The 17,844-nt window shown below is 48.1% G+C and carries 9 protein-coding genes, 1 tRNA gene and 3 pseudogenes; 7 read left to right on the forward strand and 6 right to left on the reverse strand.

Annotated features, from left to right (window positions below):
- Positions 1-40 precede the first annotated feature (40 nt).
- The 6 genes and pseudogenes from miaE (at position 41) to ACQG0T_RS02780 (ending at position 4,310) form a co-directional block, all read left to right on the forward strand.
- A complete protein-coding gene (gene miaE / locus ACQG0T_RS02755; protein ID WP_047732909.1) occupies positions 41-799 on the forward strand; it encodes a tRNA isopentenyl-2-thiomethyl-A-37 hydroxylase MiaE in 759 nt (252 codons plus the stop codon).
- A 30-nt stretch (positions 800-829) separates the two neighbouring features.
- On the forward strand, positions 830-1,552 hold the full coding sequence (locus ACQG0T_RS02760; protein ID WP_252052004.1) for a topoisomerase II: 723 nt from the start codon (positions 830-832) through the stop codon (positions 1,550-1,552).
- A gap of 105 nt (positions 1,553-1,657) precedes the next feature.
- Positions 1,658-1,742: transfer RNA gene (locus tag ACQG0T_RS02765), tRNA-Leu, on the forward strand.
- A gap of 163 nt (positions 1,743-1,905) precedes the next feature.
- Positions 1,906-2,502, forward strand: a pseudogene (locus tag ACQG0T_RS02770) (tyrosine-type recombinase/integrase); the annotation flags it as partial.
- Positions 2,491-2,841, forward strand: a pseudogene (locus ACQG0T_RS02775) (SAM-dependent methyltransferase); the annotation flags it as partial. The pseudogenes ACQG0T_RS02770 and ACQG0T_RS02775, both read left to right, overlap by 12 nt.
- Positions 2,838-4,310, forward strand: coding sequence for a restriction endonuclease subunit S (locus ACQG0T_RS02780; protein WP_047718339.1), 1,473 nt, complete (start codon positions 2,838-2,840; stop codon positions 4,308-4,310). The pseudogene ACQG0T_RS02775 and the gene ACQG0T_RS02780, both read left to right, overlap by 4 nt.
- Before the next feature lie 71 nt (positions 4,311-4,381).
- Here ACQG0T_RS02780 and ACQG0T_RS02785 read toward each other — a convergent pair whose 3' ends face one another.
- The 4 genes from ACQG0T_RS02785 to ACQG0T_RS02800 all read right to left on the reverse strand — a co-directional run bounded on the left by ACQG0T_RS02785 (position 4,382) and on the right by ACQG0T_RS02800 (position 16,088).
- Entirely contained in the window at positions 4,382-10,702 is a 6,321-nt protein-coding gene (locus ACQG0T_RS02785) for a DEAD/DEAH box helicase (protein ID WP_426723741.1), read from the reverse strand.
- 2 nt (positions 10,703-10,704) lie between these two features.
- Positions 10,705-14,001, reverse strand: coding sequence for an STY4851/ECs_5259 family protein (locus ACQG0T_RS02790; RefSeq protein ID WP_195207126.1), 3,297 nt, complete (start codon positions 13,999-14,001; stop codon positions 10,705-10,707).
- A gap of 483 nt (positions 14,002-14,484) precedes the next feature.
- Entirely contained in the window at positions 14,485-15,075 is a 591-nt protein-coding gene (locus tag ACQG0T_RS02795; RefSeq protein WP_047718343.1) for a class I SAM-dependent methyltransferase, read from the reverse strand.
- Positions 15,075-16,088: an HNH endonuclease domain-containing protein gene (locus tag ACQG0T_RS02800; protein WP_252051994.1), complete on the reverse strand. Its 1,014-nt coding sequence runs from the start codon at positions 16,086-16,088 to the stop codon at positions 15,075-15,077. The genes ACQG0T_RS02795 and ACQG0T_RS02800 overlap by 1 nt, the downstream gene beginning before the upstream one ends.
- Positions 16,089-16,547: 459 nt before the next feature.
- On the opposite strand from ACQG0T_RS02800, the gene ACQG0T_RS02805 reads away from it, so the two are divergent.
- Positions 16,548-17,021, forward strand: coding sequence for a SymE family type I addiction module toxin (locus ACQG0T_RS02805; protein WP_252052013.1), 474 nt, complete (start codon positions 16,548-16,550; stop codon positions 17,019-17,021).
- Between the two features lie 74 nt (positions 17,022-17,095).
- Here ACQG0T_RS02805 and ACQG0T_RS02810 read toward each other — a convergent pair whose 3' ends face one another.
- Both ACQG0T_RS02810 and ACQG0T_RS02815 read right to left on the reverse strand, forming a co-directional pair.
- Complete coding sequence (locus tag ACQG0T_RS02810) at positions 17,096-17,467, reverse strand: hypothetical protein (RefSeq protein ID WP_252052012.1); 372 nt, start codon at positions 17,465-17,467, stop codon at positions 17,096-17,098.
- Positions 17,468-17,582: 115 nt separating this feature from the next.
- Positions 17,583-17,825 (reverse strand): annotated as a pseudogene (locus ACQG0T_RS02815) (type VI secretion system tube protein Hcp); the annotation flags it as partial.
- Between the last annotated feature and the right edge of the window lie 19 nt (positions 17,826-17,844).

A 17,844-nucleotide genomic window follows, 5' to 3' on the forward strand; every position in this document is an offset into this window, starting at 1 on the left:
CAGGCGGTGGCGCGCGCCCCCGCTTTTTCAAGGCAGAACCATGGATTACCCGCAGATACTCGCCCCCGTACTTAACTTCCTCCAGTGCCCGACCCCGCAAGCATGGATTGATAAAGCCCGCGACCCGGCGAACCTGCCGCTGCTGCTCACCGACCACATGGTGTGCGAGCTCAAGGCCGCCCAGACCGCGCTGCTGCTGGTGCGTAAATACGTCGCCGACGAAAGCGGTGCCGACGCGCTGCTCGACTGGCTCAAACCCTACGAACAGTTCACCTTCCGCGACGGCCCGGAGCCGGACTTCATCGCCCTGCACAGGCAGATTGGCAAAAGCGTGATGCCCAAAACCGACGACCCGTGGGGCCAGACGCTCATCGACAGCATGGTGCTGCTGATTAAAGAGGAGCTGCACCACTTCTGGCAGGTGCGTGAGGCGATGCTGGCCCGCGATATTCCGTACGTCAAAATCACCGCCAGCCGCTACGCCAAAGGGATGCTGAAGGAAGTGCGCACCCACGAACCGCTGACGCTGATCGACAAGCTCATCTGCGGCGCCTACATCGAAGCCCGTTCCTGCGAACGCTTCGCCGCGCTGGCCCCGTTCCTCGACGATGACTTACAGAAGTTCTATCTCTCGCTGCTGCGCTCGGAAGCGCGCCATTATCAGGACTACCTGACGCTGGCCCAGCAGGTGAGCGACGACGATATCTCACCGCGCATACAGCTTTTTGGCGAAATTGAAGCCACACTTATCTCGACACCGGACCACGAGTTTCGCTTCCACAGCGGCGTGCCGGTGTAAACCGGCACAACTCAAGGATAAGGATGCGAGATGAAAAAAACGTGGATCAGTACGGTCGTTGTTATTGTCGCGGCCGCCGCCGTGGCGTTCTGGGTGTTCTTTGACAGGCAACGCCCTCCGGAAGCGCAGATTGATACCACCCTTAACGCGATGCCTGCCTGGCAGGTGATTAAGGAGCAGGAGCCCGCGCTGCATCAGCGCATCCTCGACCAGATGGCAGCCCTGCAAAAAGCGGGCGAGCCGGAGCAGCAGATTATCGACACCATCCAGCCGCAGATCCTGCATTTGCAGATGTCGCGCCTGCAAAACGCGCCGGACGCCAACGTGGTGAACTACATGACCATCAACATGGAGCAGACTGCCGCCATCCAGAAGGTGAGCGACGACGCCTGCTTCCGCTTCCTCTACCCGATGGTGAAGGGCGGCGTGAATCCGATGCGCATGCTGGATAAAGACCTGATGACGCGGCGAATGCAGGCCGACGCCGACATGATGCGCGCGGCCTACGGTAAAAACCACCACACCGTGACGCAAGCCGAACGCGAGGCGGCTGTCGAGGATGTCCGGCCGATTATGAAACAACTAGCCGATAAGTACGGCGAGGATATCCAGCTGTTGCAGATGCCGGAGAAGGCGGTGGGTAAAGAGAAGCTCTCCTGCGATATGGTGCAGGAGATGTGGGCGAAGGTGCTGGCGCTGCCGGAGCAGAAGGCGGCGGGGGTGATTCGGCTGGCGGTGTCTGAGCTGGAGTGACGGTAGCGCTGGTTTTTTGGGCACTTAGCGCGGGTTTAGCGCGTCGTCGCTTGCATGGCGGCGCGCGACAGGTATAATCCACAACGTTTCCGCATCCCCTTCAGTGCCGAAGTGGCGAAATCGGTAGACGCAGTTGATTCAAAATCAACCGTAGAAATACGTGCCGGTTCGAGTCCGGCCTTCGGCACCATTAGTACTTCCAAGACCATCCGAGAAAGTCCAATTATCCTTTAAAAATCAATGCTTGAAGCGATTTTTACGTCCTGTGTCGTCCGAGGTTGTCCGTTGAAATCCGGATGTCATTGGGGGCATAATTGGGGGCATCTTAACTTCGATTAGAAATGTGCCCCCAAATGAAGCTCAACGCCAGACAGGTCGAGACCGCAAAGCCAAAAGACAAAACCTACAAAATGGCCGATGGCGGCGGTTTGTATCTTGAGGTTTCAGCCAAAGGTTCTAAATACTGGCGCATGAAATACAGACGCCCCTCTGACAAAAAAGAGGATCGCCTCGCTTTTGGTGTTTGGCCTACAGTGACGCTTGCTCAGGCAAGAGCAAAGCGCGATGAAGCTAAAAAGTTGCTAGTGCAGGGCATTGACCCTAAAGCCGAACAGAAAGAAACTCAGGCCGAGAATTCGGGGGCATATACTTTCGAAACTATCGCTCGTGAATGGCATTCCAGTAACAAGCGCTGGAGTGAAGACCATCGATCGCGCGTTCTACGCTATCTTGAGCTTTATATCTTCCCTCATATCGGTTCGTCCGACATTCGCCAGCTCAAAACCAGCCACCTATTAGCCCCGATTAAAAAAGTTGATGCCAGTGGTAAACACGACGTCGCTCAGCGCCTGCAACAGCGCGTCACGGCTATTATGCGTTATGCCGTACAGAACGATTACATCGACTCTAATCCAGCCAGTGACATAGCCGGTGCGTTATCGACTACCGAGGGTGAGTGGAGCTTTAACGCTGAAGAGAGCGAAGTCGCTGACAGTGAAGAGAACAAAAACGCCGATCAGCACCAGGCCACCAGCCGCTGGCGCAAGTTCAGCCGCGAGTGGATCCGCACGGCGAAATCCGATTCACTGGATATCTCCTGGCTGAAGGATAAGGACAGCATCGACGCCGACAGCTTGCCGGAGCCGGATGTGCTGGCGGCAGAGGCGATGGGTGAGCTGGTGCAGGCGCTGGGCGAACTGGATGCGCTGATGCGCGAGCTGGGGGCTGACGAGGAAGCCGATAAGCAACGTCAGTTGCTGAATGCTGAATTTGGTGAGGTGAAGGAATGAGTACGGGGAAATTTCCGGAGGGGTGGGTTAGCCCCCAACTGGATGAGATCGCTACTGATATTAATTATGGTTATACCGCTTCATCAACATCTGAAAATATCGGTCCTAAAATGCTGCGTATAACCGATATTCAAGATAATAAAGTGGACTGGAACTCAGTACCCTTTTGTAAGATTGAGGATAATCAAAAAGATAAATATTTACTTTGTAACGGCGATCTTGTATTCGCACGAACAGGGGCTACTGTTGGTAAAAGTTTCTTAATTAATGAAGATATATCGAACACTGTATTTGCATCTTATTTAATAAGAGTTAGATGTAACAAAAAAATAAGTAGCCATTATCTTTCTTATTTTTTCCGATCGCCTACGTACTGGAGTCAAATAACGGAGTTTAGTGCAGGGATTGGGCAGCCAAATGTCAATGGTTCCAAACTTAAAAAATTAAATTTACCGTTAGCGTCTGTCTATGAACAAAAAATCATCGCCGAAAAACTCGATACACTTCTGGCGCAGGTAGACAGTACCAAGGCACGTCTTGAGCAAATCCCACAAATCCTGAAACGTTTTCGTCAGGCGGTGATGAAACTCGCGATAACAGGTGAGCTAACATCAGAATACCGCAATAATTTTCCTACTAATCTAGTTCAAGAAATCGCGGGTATTGTCGAAAAAGAACGGATAGAAAAGAAGATAAAAAACAGTAAATTATCGAAAGAACCATACCCTGCAAAGATACCATTTTTGATACCAAAAAGTTGGCAATGGTACAGACTGGGTCATATCAGTTTAAAAATAACAGATGGAGCTCATAACACTCCTAAAGTGTTAAGTGAAGGCTACCCATACATTATGGCTAAAGACCTAACAAAAGGTAAGCTCGATTTTTCTGAGGAAAGATTTATTTCAGAAAAAGACCATAAAGAACTTTATTTTAAATGTGCCCCAGAAGTAGGTGATCTTCTTGTTGTTAACATCGGGGCTGGAACAGGGAACAATGTTTTAATAGACAGCGACATTGAGTTCAGTTTTAAAAACATCGCGATAATAAAAAAATCCAAACTGATAACACCAACTTATCTAAAGATTTTCTTTGATTCTCAAAGAAATAGAATATTCAATGAGCAGACAAAGGGAGGAGCGCAGCCTTTTCTTAGTTTATCTGTATTAAACGATATTCCTTTTGCCCTCCCTCCTTTACCCGAACAACACGAAATCGTCCGCCGCGTCGAACAACTCTTCGCTTACGCCGACACCATCGAAAAGCAGGTCAACAACGCCCTGACCCGCGTCAACAGCCTCACCCAGTCAATCCTGGCGAAGGCCTTCCGCGGCGAGCTTACCGCCCAGTGGCGTGCTGACAACCCAAGTCTTATCAGCGGAGAAAACAGCGCTGCCGCCCTGCTGGAAAGGATTAAAGCCGAACGCGCGGCCAGCAGCGGTAAAAAAAACTCGCGTAAAAAAGCGTAATTGGGGTTATCGGCCATCGCTGACTCGAGTCGTTTTAGCGCTCCCAATTCCTTATTGGGAGCGCTAATGCATTAAGACGGCATCACCTCTATCAGCACATCCGTTGCCCAGCTTTCCTCGCTATTAAGGACTTTGCCCTCCTGGCAGGCTTGCGCCAGTTTTACTAGCTGATAAGTCACATCTTCGGCAAAGTCAAAATTACGCCATACATACGGGAAGTCGATACGCCAGTATCCCATTCCCTGGTCGAATCGAATCTTCAACGTCTGACCATCTTCAAAGGTCACCGTCAGCTTACGATGATGTGGAATATCACGTGGCGAATCGAACACCGTCAGTTCTACCGCTATGCCCATTGCCGCAGTAAACCACTGGTCGGCGAAATCCTGAAAATCCGCATCGCTCATCCAGTCATGGAACGGCCGGTTGCCGGGACGATCCTTGGGCTTAAACAGAGTATCAAGCTCAAGCTCCGCGTCATCGGTCAGCTTTGTTTTTAGCGGTTTCAGTATCGCCCCCAGCAGTGCCAGCGCAACCGGGTTTTGCAGATAGCGATCGGTATAGTGAACGCTGGTGATTCGCTGGTTTTTCATCAGCGATTGTGCTTCTTCATGGCTGTTAAACAGCGTGTCCCAGAAGCGTTGTCCGAACTGCGAAAGTGCACCATTTAACTGTTTATGAATCTCTATGTCTTTGACACGCTCAACAGCGTTCGCTGCTTTCCCCGGCAAAACAAACTCGTTCAGTTTTACCGTTTTATAGCCGAGGCTGCGAACGACCAGTTCGTCATTAAGGTGCCAGCCTGGACCCGGGATAGTTGCCTGCTGGCTGCGTGAAGCCAGCGTCATTATGCGATCGGCAAAGGCGATTTGCGCAACAATCGGCAATTCCAGAATCTGTTCGCTATGACACAAACGCACGCCCAAAGCAGTAAACTGCGAAAGTTCGTGCAACAACTCCGGATCATCGACGCCAGCAGGAATGACAAGGTCGACCGCAACATTGTCTTTAATCCGGTAGTTCTGAATCGCCGCCCGGAATTGACGGGCATAAAGATCCCATTCATTGAGTGGCCCATTCATCCACAGTGTGAGTTTTTCAGCTCCCTCGTTAATCGCCCGACGAAGGGTATCGCTAATCGGTCCCGGGCAATATCGGGCATCTGGTAGCGAGAATGTCTCTTCATCTGGTAAACCAATGTAGAAACTGAAGTCATCCCCAAGCCAGGTCAGCGCCGCTTTACGATCCAGCAGGTCATGATCGTGGCGGGTTTGGGAATCGAGCAAACATTCACTGCATGCGGTATCACAATGGTTGCAGCCCAGCTGTTTCACCATCCCCAGCAGAATGGTCTCAATGTGTAATGGAGCACTGGACGCAAAACCTGCGCCACCGCTAATCACATCGTAAAGTTGAACGGCTAATACCGATTGTCCATCTTCCAGCCTGACCGGACGCACAGCGTAGCCCAGTTCTGCAGCAGAAATACCCAATACACCCGCCAGCGCCTGACGCAGGGCAACCGCCAGAGTCATGGCGACAAGCCGACCTTCTTCTGTATTATCCGGGAGGTATTCACCGTTTTGTGGCTTCCGCAGAACCATTTCAAATACATCTGTTCGTGCTAATGCCCCCAGCGTGACGTTTTTCATCAGTGCCGTCGAACCGGGGCAAATCAGCCGCTGATTTTGGCTATCGCGGTCCGCTTTTCCTGGACGAGGTGGGTAGTGAGCTTCCATACTTCTCGGTGCATCATTTTCATTCAGCATCGACTCCGCACGCCCACAGCTCAGGCATAATGCGTAACCATGACCACCTTCTCCGAGACTTTGCTGGAAAACATGACCATCAGCACCAGACGTCATATACCCCATTGTCGGGTTAGGCAGTGGTACGGGTTCCGCTTTAACAAACACCCAGGCAGGGACAACCGGGATAAATTTCATGGTTTCAATGTTGTTTGTCACCGGCGCATGCGCATCGGTTACAAACCCGGCAGGCTGCAGCACCTGACGGCGATTATCCATGATGATTTTTTCACCACAGGTGCTGTTGGTACAGCATAATACCCCGGAACTGCTCATTCCCTCTTCATAGCCGATGGTCCCGCATTTGTGGCAGCGCCAGGCGCAATCCAGACGCTGCGCTTCATTCGTATCGGCATTAATATTGTGCCAGTGCAGGGAGACACCGGCAGAACGGAAGACCCTACCATCAAGAATAATTTCTGCACCTGGTGCATATTCACGGATAGCAACCCCAAGGTTGCGGGAGGGGAGCCCTTTATAACGCGACACGTTATCTTCGCGATCTTTTTTATCCCGGCTTTTCTGCGATTTTTCGCGAATATAGTCTTCCATTGTGAAGTTATCAAACGTCACCACATCCGTTGGGAAGCCGTATCCGGGAAGGAAGGTTCTGGCCGCCAGATCGCGCAGTAGATATTCGCCGCAATGTCGTTTTTTTTCCAGTTCTATGCGCTTGCGATAAGGCGTTTGCGGCAGCGATTCGCGTTCCTGTGCAACAAGATCGCGATAGACGGAAAGCCATCTCTGTTGCAGAAGAGTAATCGCATCAACTGTTTTCTCTCGCAATTTGTGGGAGCTGGCGCCATGCAGCGCCGTGCCTTTTACCAGCCTTTCCAGCGCCGCGTCAATATCAAGCTCGGGGCGTTCAAGCCAGACTTTAAAGCGTTCACATTTTGATTGATCTTCGTCATCACCGAAAAACCAGAGGCTGTCGAGGCTGGTTTTTTCTTTGTCCGTTTCGCCAATAACGTGACATAAAAAGTCAGAGAGCAATAACGCATTGACGTGGCGTTGCACCAGCCGGGCTGAGTTCATCGCCACCATCGGTGCAGGGATCATCGTTTCAAACGGCCAGAGCGGGTTGGCAAATACCTGTTGATCGTGCGGGTTACCTTTACACAATGTGTAAGATATCGCGCGCGATTCCTTGCTACGTCCGGCTCGCCCGGCTCGCTGTAAATAATTTGCCGGATGCGGCGGTACGTTGTTCATCACCACGGCGGTAATGCCACCGATATCAACCCCCATTTCCATGGTGGTGGAACAGTTGAGAACATTAAGCTGCCCGTTCTTAAACATCTTTTCGTAGCTTTGCAGGCGTTCTGAAGACTGCTGGGCAGAGTGCTCGGCAGTGCGGTAGTAGAAGCCACCTTCTACGACACGATCGTTGATATCCGTCCAGACATTTTCCGAACGCAATTGTGCGATCAGCGGCTCGTTGCTGACCCAGTCACGTACTTTAGCCAAACCCGGAGCGTAGTCTTCTTGTGAGCGATCCACCTTCCAGATCTCTGGCATGGTGACCTTTTGCGCGACAAATGCGTCATATTGCGTCTGGGTGAGTTGTTCAAAGGAAATGTGAGTGGGTAGATATGGGGTTAACCCTTTAAAAGCAGTGTCCAGAATTTTATTGGTGACCGGACAAATCCAGGCATCCGTTATTAAAGAGAAGGTCAAATGCTCTTTCGGCAAATAGAAACGGTTACCATCAGGCTTCAGTACGGCAAGTGACCCGGTAAGCTGGTTCCATGCTTCTTTTAACCATGTATTGATAATATCAATCGTCGCCGTATTTACTTTTTTCAATCCTGCACCAAGCATTAATAACTTCACCAAACGATGGGACAAATTGCCATTACGAATTTGTGGCCAGCGTCTGTTCTGATTATCTTCAGGATCTTTTGTTTCCGGGTTACGGACGAATTTTGACGAAAAACGACTACCAATCCAGTTTTTTAACTCATCGTCCAGTTGTGTGAAGTTGCTTTCACGTACGTACAGATCCAGAGTAACCTTAAGAAAATCTTTCCAGTCATCCAGCGTCAGCCCTTGCTCATGCCAATGCATCGGCATCTTATGAATCTTCTCTAGCCCCTGATAACCAACCCGCACCAGCCCTTGCGTTTCCAGGCTGTTAGTTCGTTTAGGACGACGCATAAACTCCCGGAAAAGCAACATTTCCGATAGCTTCAGCGGCCCGCCGTTTTCGTTGAAAATTTCAGGCTTCAGATAGTGATTATATTGCAGAATAGGGCCGCTAATATCGGCTTTCTCTCTAAGCTCATTAACTATTTCTGTCCAGGTTCGGGAAATGAGAATGGTCGCTACGTTACCTCCGGTCGCAGCCTGAAAAGCTTGTTCAAGCTGCTCGGCCTGTACTTCTGCCAGCTTCGCTTGTTCAGGTAATCCCCAGCTTCTAAATTCATCAGCCTGTTCGCGTGCCTGTTTTGCCAACGCTGCTAACTTTTCAAGATCTGTATTGGCATTTGGTGTGGTGGAAGTCTGTTTTCGTTGATGCCAGCCCAATATTTCTACTACGCTGCCACGTAAGCGACTGCGTTCAGCTTCTTGCTGCATGCGTACCGCCATGCGCGCTGTTCCCTGGCGGCTGTCGGTGAAGGTAATGAGACGGCGGCCTCTACCTGGCAGTGAATCAGGCCCCACTCCCTCCTTTCCATCTTCGCTGACAAAGTCCTGACAATACTCCAGAACGGTTGGCACAATATTGGTGACATAAAACGGTCCACCCAACAATGCGCGGCGGAAAGGTTGTTTTCCACTCGTGCCTCTGTAGCCGCAGCCACTGGCACTACATACCTGTTCAATATCGTTAATAATCAGTTCAATACTTTCATTATTAACTACACCAATACGACGAGTCTTGCGATCGAGTCGCTGTAGGATATAACCAGTTTCACTGGCCTTTTCTGCCGCAATAATAAGTGGAGGGCGGTAACTACTTTCTTTCTCAACTTTTTCTTCAGTAGCGACGTTTTCAACATTCACCTCATCCTGCAAAGAGAATTCATCGCCACCTTTATTTTCCCATTGGACAAGTTTGCCATTTTTATCCCGGGCCAGAAGATGCGGTTCGTTACATTCATTGCAGAATGCCAGTTCGTAGACCGGGCTCCCGCATTCGCAATTTTGCCGTTGATTCACATACACATAACCAAAGGGCCAGCCCTTTTCCAGCGGAGTGCCATGCTTTTGTCTGCACTCTTTATCAACACAAGCCCATACTCCCTGGGTATTGCGCTGGAAAATATGCGCTCTTATCTTCAGGAATGCCGGATCTTTAGGATTAGGTTGTGTACCAGAGCAGACGTCGATCCAGCGAAGTACTTCCTGCTGGCTATAATTCTGCTTGGTCAGCGTATTCAACCGCTTCGTCATCGTATCCAGCTTCATTGGATCCGGCTGAGTAACTAACATCTCACGCAAGTAATGTGCTTCAGGTGAATGCGTAAGAGCTTCAAAGCGCTCAGGGCTTACGCCCTTCATGTCTGTATCAGGGATTTGTTCAATTTCTTCTAAAGGAATATAAACGTGTTTGCATGATGCCAGTTTCGGAATCACCCGGCTTCCGTCCAGTACGTCGATGCGCTCCTGCGGTATACCGGATAATTCAGAGAGGAATTTTTTCAGTTGTTTTTCGGCATCGCTTCCGGCAATAGTTGCAGAGGTTGCCACGAAACGCACATCGTCTGGCGTCACGCCAAAGGCCGTCATTACGCGGCGTAACTGCAGAGCTAATTCAGCGGCCTGCGATCCGACATAGGTATGCGCTTCATCCAGTACTATCCAGCGTAATGATTTTTGTGCTTTAGACTGTTGAATAATTGGAGCATCAATCTGGCGGACCATCATATATTCCAGCATCGTGCCGTTTGTTACCAGAATTGGTGCGGGTTCTTCACGCATCTTTTCGCGTGAAAGCACTTCATTTGGCCTTTTTGCCTGCTCGCTTTTTACCGAAGCGTGAAGATTTTCTGTATTGCCATTATAAAGACAGTAACGGATCCCAGTACCAAATCCACGTGTCCACGCATCCAGGCGCTCCCGCTGTGAATTAATTAGGGCATTGAGGGGGTAGAGGAAAAGGGCCCTGACGCCGACAAGTGGGTTGTTACTATTTTCATGTAATTCTCTGTAGAGGTCTTCCAGCACAGGAACCATAAAACATTCCGTTTTGCCTGACCCCGTACCACTTGTCACCACTACCGAATGTTTATCTTCCAGTAAAGCCTTCCAACTGGCTAGCTGGTGAGTGAAGGGTTTCCAGTCTGCACCAAAACGGTAACGACCGTTGTTATGATCATCTAGTGAATCAACAACAGCTTTACTCAGTAATGCCTTACCTTCGGTCAGGTTGCGCATTGTATAATTTGACTCTTTCCAGCCAAACATTTGCTGGAATACTGGTGAGGCAAGAAATGAGCCTGATTTCCCACAATCGGCACCCATTTGCTCTGCGAGATGCTTGCGTAAGTTCGGGTTTGTGATCCCCATAATACTGAGCGTTGCTTCGGTTGAGCGAGACAACGATTGTTCAATAAGCGACGAAAAAAAGCGTGTAGTCATCTTTAATCCTTTTTATTTTTTGAAATATAACGCAGAAGGCTGCACTGGAATATGGCCTTGAACCAGCGAGAATCGAAGTCCCGGACTTGTCTCAGGAAAAATACGGCGCCAGGTTTGTGTTCAAACACAGTTTCAAAGGAAGTTTTACCGCTTGCCACTGCAGCCGCGAAAACAGGTAACCAGGCAACTGAATAGCGATAATCAGCCTCGGGATAAATATCTATCACTACATCTGTTTGTGATGACATCCAGTTATGCAGTCGCTTACAGCCATATTCTGGCCACCGAGCTTCACTGTGTTCGCGTAAAAGCTCCTGATACCACTCACGGACAAAGGATGTTGGAATGGGAGGAGGAAATTTCCCATAACTTAACCATTTTTCAATTTCATCGGCATAAGTTGGAAATACGATCCCTAATTGTCGATACATCTTACTCAGCAGTGTTACCAAAACTTCATCTTGTGCCCCTTTTTGGGTCAGGAATCGTTTGAAGGTTTCTGCTGCGGATTTGATTTCTAATATAGGGAAAAACTCCCAAAAAACAGGGAATTCATTCTCAATGCGGTTTAAATACTCGGCGGACATTTCAAATTTGAAGAGAGACATCGCCAGCGCTCTTGGATGTTGTACGAGTGCTCGCCATACTTCAAATGTAGCCAGCGGAAGATAGCCAAAATGTTCATAAAGACTGTGCATAAACTGCCAACCGGAGTGCGCAGGATCGGTAGCCATCTGATCAAGCACCAGCGTTATGGTATTCACTTTTGCCTGGGGATTAAAAAGTTGGGTGGCTTTCTGAAGTGAACGAACGCTACTTTCATCGCCATGTAAGGAAGATTCGCCACGAATGAAGCATGGACGAAACGCCATTTCATCACCTTCCTTTGGGACTACTAGCCAAGGCCCGTTTTTGCTAACGATTGAACTCAGTTCATATTCACCAACAGGTACACCCTCACTTAGCCTCGATGACAACGAGACTGCTTTTCGCTCTGGCTCGCTCAATAACATGATGACGGGAGAAGGGAGTTGCCCGGCACGATAGCTTGTCGACTGGCTGGTGAGAACTTCTTTTTCATAATCATAACGCAAACTGTATTTGTAGCGCCGAATCTGCCAGCTCATCGCTACGCCAGCACCTCTGATTCGCATATCCACAACCTGGTCAATTCCTGATTCAAGAGATAGCAAATTTTCAATATGTTCTCTTAGACTGTATAAATTGAGTTCAATAGGGCGTTCTACTGCCGTATAAAACCATTCATGCCATGCCTGTTGACCATTTATAGTGCGTAGATGTAATTCCAGTGAAAATCGAGTCGGTTCACCATTTTTACCAAACAAGTAGGCTCTTGAACCAAGTAAATCATGCAAAGTGATATTTTTATCAAGAAGGTCTCCATTTGCATCAAAAACCAAACAACCTTTAGCAGGATAAGGTAAAGTCAATTCAATTGAGTCAGCCCCCAAATTAGGATAAATTTCCAGAGAGATAAAGGCGGGAGGGATGCCTTCGGCTTTGAGTAATATCTCGGTGCGTCCTGCTGCGCGCTTTCGCGCAATCTCGAATGTTTTATTTTTTAAGACAGACATGCAGGGATGTTGCGTTGAGATGACAATGGTACCTTCATTAGCCTGATCGCCACCGTGAATCTCAACATTAAAGTCTGCCGGTAATATTCCAATTTTTCGACGGAGTATCGTCTCATTATCACTATTCCTGACGGAAACAAATTGAGATCCCATCATCTCTTGTAACTGGCATTCTTCGATTGATTTACTATTAAAATAAGGTTTAAATTGGATATGTTTTACATCAGGATTTTTCGAGGTGACTTTAGGGACCCCAAGGAATGTTTCAGTAGGGTTGCATACCCAATTTACTCTTTTACCATAAAACTCAACCCCACCAGGGTTAGTCTGTTCTTTCCCAGTGCGTATACGATATATTTCATCTCCGGAAATAATTAATTCATGGCAACCTTTTACGGAGAGTGTTTCGAAGCCTAAGACTGAAATTGTATTCAAAGTCGTTTCATATCCTGAAACAGTTGTCTTATCTCGAGGTAGAACAATAAGAACATCGCTGTTACGAACATTGCACGAAGCTTGCCCTTGTAATAGCCATCGTTCTCCTTCAGCAACAAAAGTAAGTGGAACCTCACCAATGGCGATTTCGCTATCATCCAGTTTTATTGCGCCAACATTCATTCCGCCTGCCCGAGCAACTAACGATAAACTCGCAGAAGGGGCATGTCTGGCAAATCGTGATTCATTTTTACGGATGCGAATTCTGGCATGTGATTTTTCGAGGGACGCATAGACTACACCAAGGCTTGCAACTTCGTTAATGCCTTCGTAAATAGCAAGTTCAAATCGTGTAGTTGAAGGTTCACTAATAATTGGAAAAGAGAGTTCATCTGGTAACGAAACTATCGCACGTATTTGATCCGGCGATTTTTCTGTCCAAAAGAACTGACAACCGGTACATTTATTTTTTTTTGAACGGGGTTTTGTTTCTATAGATGCAGTACGTAACAATCCATTTAGAAAGCGGGTGCCTGTTTCATCATCAAGTGGCATAGGGAATTCATCCCGCCATTTTGGATGCGTTTTATCAAGCTGCGCTACTGGTTCAGAATCATCGCTTAGATTATACATCAGTACCAATGAGCTGAGTTTTTCTGCCATATGACTGATGAGCTCTACTGATGTGTCTTCAATAAAAACAGCTGGAAGCGAAGATCTTTCTATAATGTTTCTTACCAGCGAAAGCATGGAAAAACCTGCTATCTGAGCTTGTTCATACTGATTAAGGATCCGGGAAAATACGGTTTGAAAACTACTATCTGATTCCTTCAGTAAACGAAAAGGTAGACCACCCTCACTGAACAACGTTCCTAGAAAGTTACGTCTATCCGATTCATAAAATCGAATTGGTCGCATCCAGTAACTCTCCATCCCTTTAGGAACGATATGCCTTAGTTCCGTCGCCGTTAACGATGTACCTAGCTTTTTATAAATGGGCTCCCAAGTCCACCCACAATTCCGCTCATAGTCTCTGCGGTACCATTCAGAGCAAAAAAACACAAAACAGGAAGCATAGCCTTTATCATCAACAATATTTGTAGTTTGGCTAACCGCTCGAAGTAACTGCGTTAAGTCCACATATTCTTCATTCGTCGCTTGATATTCATAAAGCGGGCGACCATCGGGTTGTCTCAATCCTCTACGACTAAGAAAGTTTGTTAGCCATGAAGTACATTTTGTCCATGAAATGCATTCTGATTGAACCAAAGCATTCTCCTTATAGTCAAGCGAGACAAGACTTAATGAATGTTTAATTTAAAAAACCGATTAGCGTACCCTCGAAGCGTTTGTATGGCAATACCTAATTTTTGTAGGTGGCCAGGAGGAACACTACTGATATATGACATATCAAATATTGATTAATTGCTTGATCATCATTGCTTTCATTTATGATTTCTAAGTAAAAGAAAATTTCACTTAAGTGATGAGCAAATATAATATCTGAAAAACCACCTATTACGCTATATAACAATTATGGTGATGGTTCAATAGTAAAATACGAAATTTGTATGACTTGTCAAAAAAAGAGAACGAGCTAAATGTTTGGACTATGAGTTTCTAAGTTCATTAGAGCTACGATAACATCTTTGTTGAGGATAGAGTGATATAGCCATTTATGTCTGCATGAAGATGAGATGTGTACAACTGAACATCTCAATATAAGTCCTTCACCGATAAGTAAAAGCCACTCTAAAAAATAGTGTTTTTTTTATGTAATATCCCATTTAACCATCTCTCACTTCTTTCATGCCGATAATCCTGCGTAACCCAAAGCGAAGTTATCGCCACATCTGTTATATTACTTATTCCCATCCGCAGCCCCTCTTCATCCAGGTCCGTAAACCGTCGTTCACCCTGTACCCGTTCACCGTTGCCATACTTAAAAGATACGTACCAAACGCCGCCAGGCTTAAGCGCATCCGCAATCTTCTGCATCACTTTAGGCAACTCAGAAGAGGGGACATGCAGCAAAGATGCACAACACCAGATCCCATCGTACTGCGCTTTACCGTCGATCTCTGAAAACGTCATCAGTTGCACGGGTAACCCGGTATGTTGCCTTGCCAGCTCCACCATAGCGGAAGAGGCATCAAAAGCATCCACCTGATACCCCATCTCATGAAATGCTTTTGCGTCTCGTCCTGAACCGCAGCCCGCATCCAGAACACGGCCACCGTTAGGCAGATGTTGGGTGAAGGCCTCGTAAAGCGGGGTCATATCGACATTAACCGTGCCATCGAAGAAATCCTGTGCGTGATTCTGATAGTAGTGAAGTGTCATTAAAACGTTGCCTCGCCTTCCGCGTTGGGTTTCCAGGTATGGATAAGTTTGTCCAGCGCGGCCTGCCAGTTACGCTGAAGAAAGCTTTTCCGTGCTTCAGGACGTTGCCCTGTCTGTAGAACAATCGTCTCATGTAACGGCAGTTTGCTCTGAATAAAATACTCATTGCGGGTGTGTAACCGCTGCAGGAGCCTGAGCTCGGGAATGCGTGCAGATTTACCTTCAACGCCACGGTTACAGCACCGGCAGGCCAGCACTAAGTTCCATACGCCGTTAATATTGCTCACCTCATGGCGGGCAGCCCAGGGAATAAAGTGGTCGACGTCCGCCAGTTCTGCGTCTCCCGGTACCAGACTGATGGGTTTAAAGCAGTAAAAACATCGTCCTTTCTGGTAACCATTCAGGCTGTCGCGGCAGCTGGTGATGTCTACGCGCCGCGCATTCACCTTCATGAACAACAGCTGATTATCTTCGTCAAACTCCACGCCCACAAGGTTACGTGATACCCCCATCGACCAGGCTTGTTCCACCAGGTTCCAGCGGGCATTAGTTTCAAAGGCGAGGTTTTTATACTGCAGGCGTTCGCCCAGTAAAAAGAAGTTATCCGTCAGGCGGATCCCGTTGTGGGTTTTGCGCTCATCAAGGAAAAAACGTTTATCGATCTCGCCCTGGTTCACGTAGTGAAAGGCATCAATCACGTTGTTAAAGCCAAGGCGCACCGTCGCTTCAATGAGCTGAGCGTGGGTGATTTCACCTCGGTTGAACTTCAGACAGGTTTCCAAAAACTGACTGCTGCGGGAGGTGATCTGTTTTGGCGCATGCTTCAGGTGCTCGCAAAGATAGCGGCTGAACGGCACGGCAAGCTGGTCGAGCGTAATCAAATCGCTGCCCGTCTTATCCACTTCATACAACGCAGACGCCAGCGCGAACTTATAAGATGCGACGTTCCTTCCAAAGAGGATCACACCACGCCAGTAGTTCTCAAGCGTCGGATCGGCCTGATAAAATTCCATCGATGAAGTCCTGTTACGGTTGGCTGGGCAGGGCGTTACTAAAGCCTGTAACAGGATCACATAACAAAATCAGGGTGATGTAAATCGTTAATCTATAGGTTTGATGAATTTTTGAGGGGTCTGAGAGGAGGGGGGTAGCGGCAACCTATGGGGCATTAGCGCCAGGTTTGCGAACGAACAGATATCGGGAGGAGGCTAGTTGAAATGATTTGCAGGCCGAAGCGTTGTCGTTTCTCGAATTAAAAAATATATACTGTTATTTCCTGAATCTCCCTCGCAAATTCCAAATTTACCCCACGCCAAACCGCTGGATTTATATTCAGCTCTGTATAATGAGCACCAGAAATTACGCCGAACGGCAAAGGAAGTATCAAAGAGAGTTTAACGAGGAATTCGCGATATGAAGGTGCTGCAACACCCCCATACCGCTAACCACAACCAACTACTGAGGAGTTGAAAATGGCTGCGACGAATTTTAAGCCAGAGTTCACGGTTTGCAAAACAGAATCAGACGCTTTCACCGGCATGATTGAAAACCGCGAGCTGGTACGCAAAAACAGCGCCCGCCGTCTGCACGGCAACCAGTCCAACGCGGCACCCGTTCATCCCCGCGCGGAAACGCCGCAGGACAGTGCCGCCTGCTGCGAACTGTATGCGCGCATAGACATGAAATATCTTCTTCTGGGCGGCGACTGGTTAAAACGCGCTGGTTTCATCAACGGTATGCCCGTAAAAATACGTGCAATGAAAGACTGCATTGTGATTACGCCGCAGCATACAAGAGAATTATGGGGATGCCTGGAAGGTATGAGCGTGGTGAATATAAATAAAAAGAAAGTGGCGCAGTGGTTGAAGACGTTTCCGGGCGCGTTGAATGATACCGGCGATATACCGGTTGTTAAGCGTGGAACAGGGCAGGCGATATTGGAGTAACTGTGCTTCCCATCCAATGTAATCCGTGAAGCAATAAAACGGGCATGTCATCCCATGCCCGTTGTAAGTAAAAATCACTCATGCTTTACCTGCTCTTTCACAGCCTTAACCAGCACAGCGTGAAGTTCGCCGACGGTTAAATCGCGTATAACAGGTTCGGGTATGCCACGTACCCAGCGGATAAACCGACAGATGCCTAAAAAGTCTATACCTTCACCCGTAAACAGATACTCATTCTCTGCGAGAGAGAACGTTTTCATATAGCCATCTTCTTCCGTGGCAAGCTGAACGCCAAACGCTTCTTCGCAGTCTTCCAGTAGGTCTTCGCCGTCCATACCGCAAATATGCAAATCGGCCTCAATCAACGTATTGCTATCGATAGGTTTACGCTGCTCCCCTGAGGAGTTTCGAACAACCTCAATAACTTGTGAGAGAGTGGGTTCCATCATGATGCTCTCCTTTAAAGCGGTGGAAATCATCGCCAGCGCTTTCCGGCGGCGTTCCGCTTGGTCAGACCGACAAGCACAACGTTACCTCGGCCCGAGAAATTTTGAAGTCAGTTCAGGCGATCGCCATATGATTCCAGGCATCTCTGTAAACTATATTCCCGTCACAGTGTTTCCAGGTGATTGCCTCATATCTTAGCTCGATCGTCTCTGAATGCGTTCCTGTTCCAGAACTCGGGAACAGATTTGGCGTAATCCCCGTGATTTTTACATTCTCCAGGATAATGTTGAAATATTCTCTCTCGATTCCTGCACCATCAATTTGATACATTTTGATCGTAGCTGATGTAGCCCCCTGAAACACCAGACAGTAGCTG

The sequence above is a fragment of the Enterobacter cloacae complex sp. 302F9 genome (assembly GCF_050030335.1).
GTDB classification, from domain to species: domain Bacteria; phylum Pseudomonadota; class Gammaproteobacteria; order Enterobacterales; family Enterobacteriaceae; genus Enterobacter; species Enterobacter hormaechei_C.

Coding starts and splice junctions, on each gene's coding strand:
- miaE (WP_047732909.1), top strand. CDS start 41: ATGGATTACCCGCAGATACTCGCCCCCGTACTTAACTTCCTCCAGTGC.
- ACQG0T_RS02810 (WP_252052012.1), bottom strand. CDS start 17,467: ATGGAACCCACTCTCTCACAAGTTATTGAGGTTGTTCGAAACTCCTCA.
- ACQG0T_RS02800 (WP_252051994.1), bottom strand. CDS start 16,088: ATGGAATTTTATCAGGCCGATCCGACGCTTGAGAACTACTGGCGTGGT.
- ACQG0T_RS02785 (WP_426723741.1), bottom strand. CDS start 10,702: ATGACTACACGCTTTTTTTCGTCGCTTATTGAACAATCGTTGTCTCGC.
- ACQG0T_RS02805 (WP_252052013.1), top strand. CDS start 16,548: ATGGCTGCGACGAATTTTAAGCCAGAGTTCACGGTTTGCAAAACAGAA.
- ACQG0T_RS02795 (WP_047718343.1), bottom strand. CDS start 15,075: ATGACACTTCACTACTATCAGAATCACGCACAGGATTTCTTCGATGGC.
- ACQG0T_RS02760 (WP_252052004.1), top strand. CDS start 830: ATGAAAAAAACGTGGATCAGTACGGTCGTTGTTATTGTCGCGGCCGCC.
- ACQG0T_RS02780 (WP_047718339.1), top strand. CDS start 2,838: ATGAGTACGGGGAAATTTCCGGAGGGGTGGGTTAGCCCCCAACTGGAT.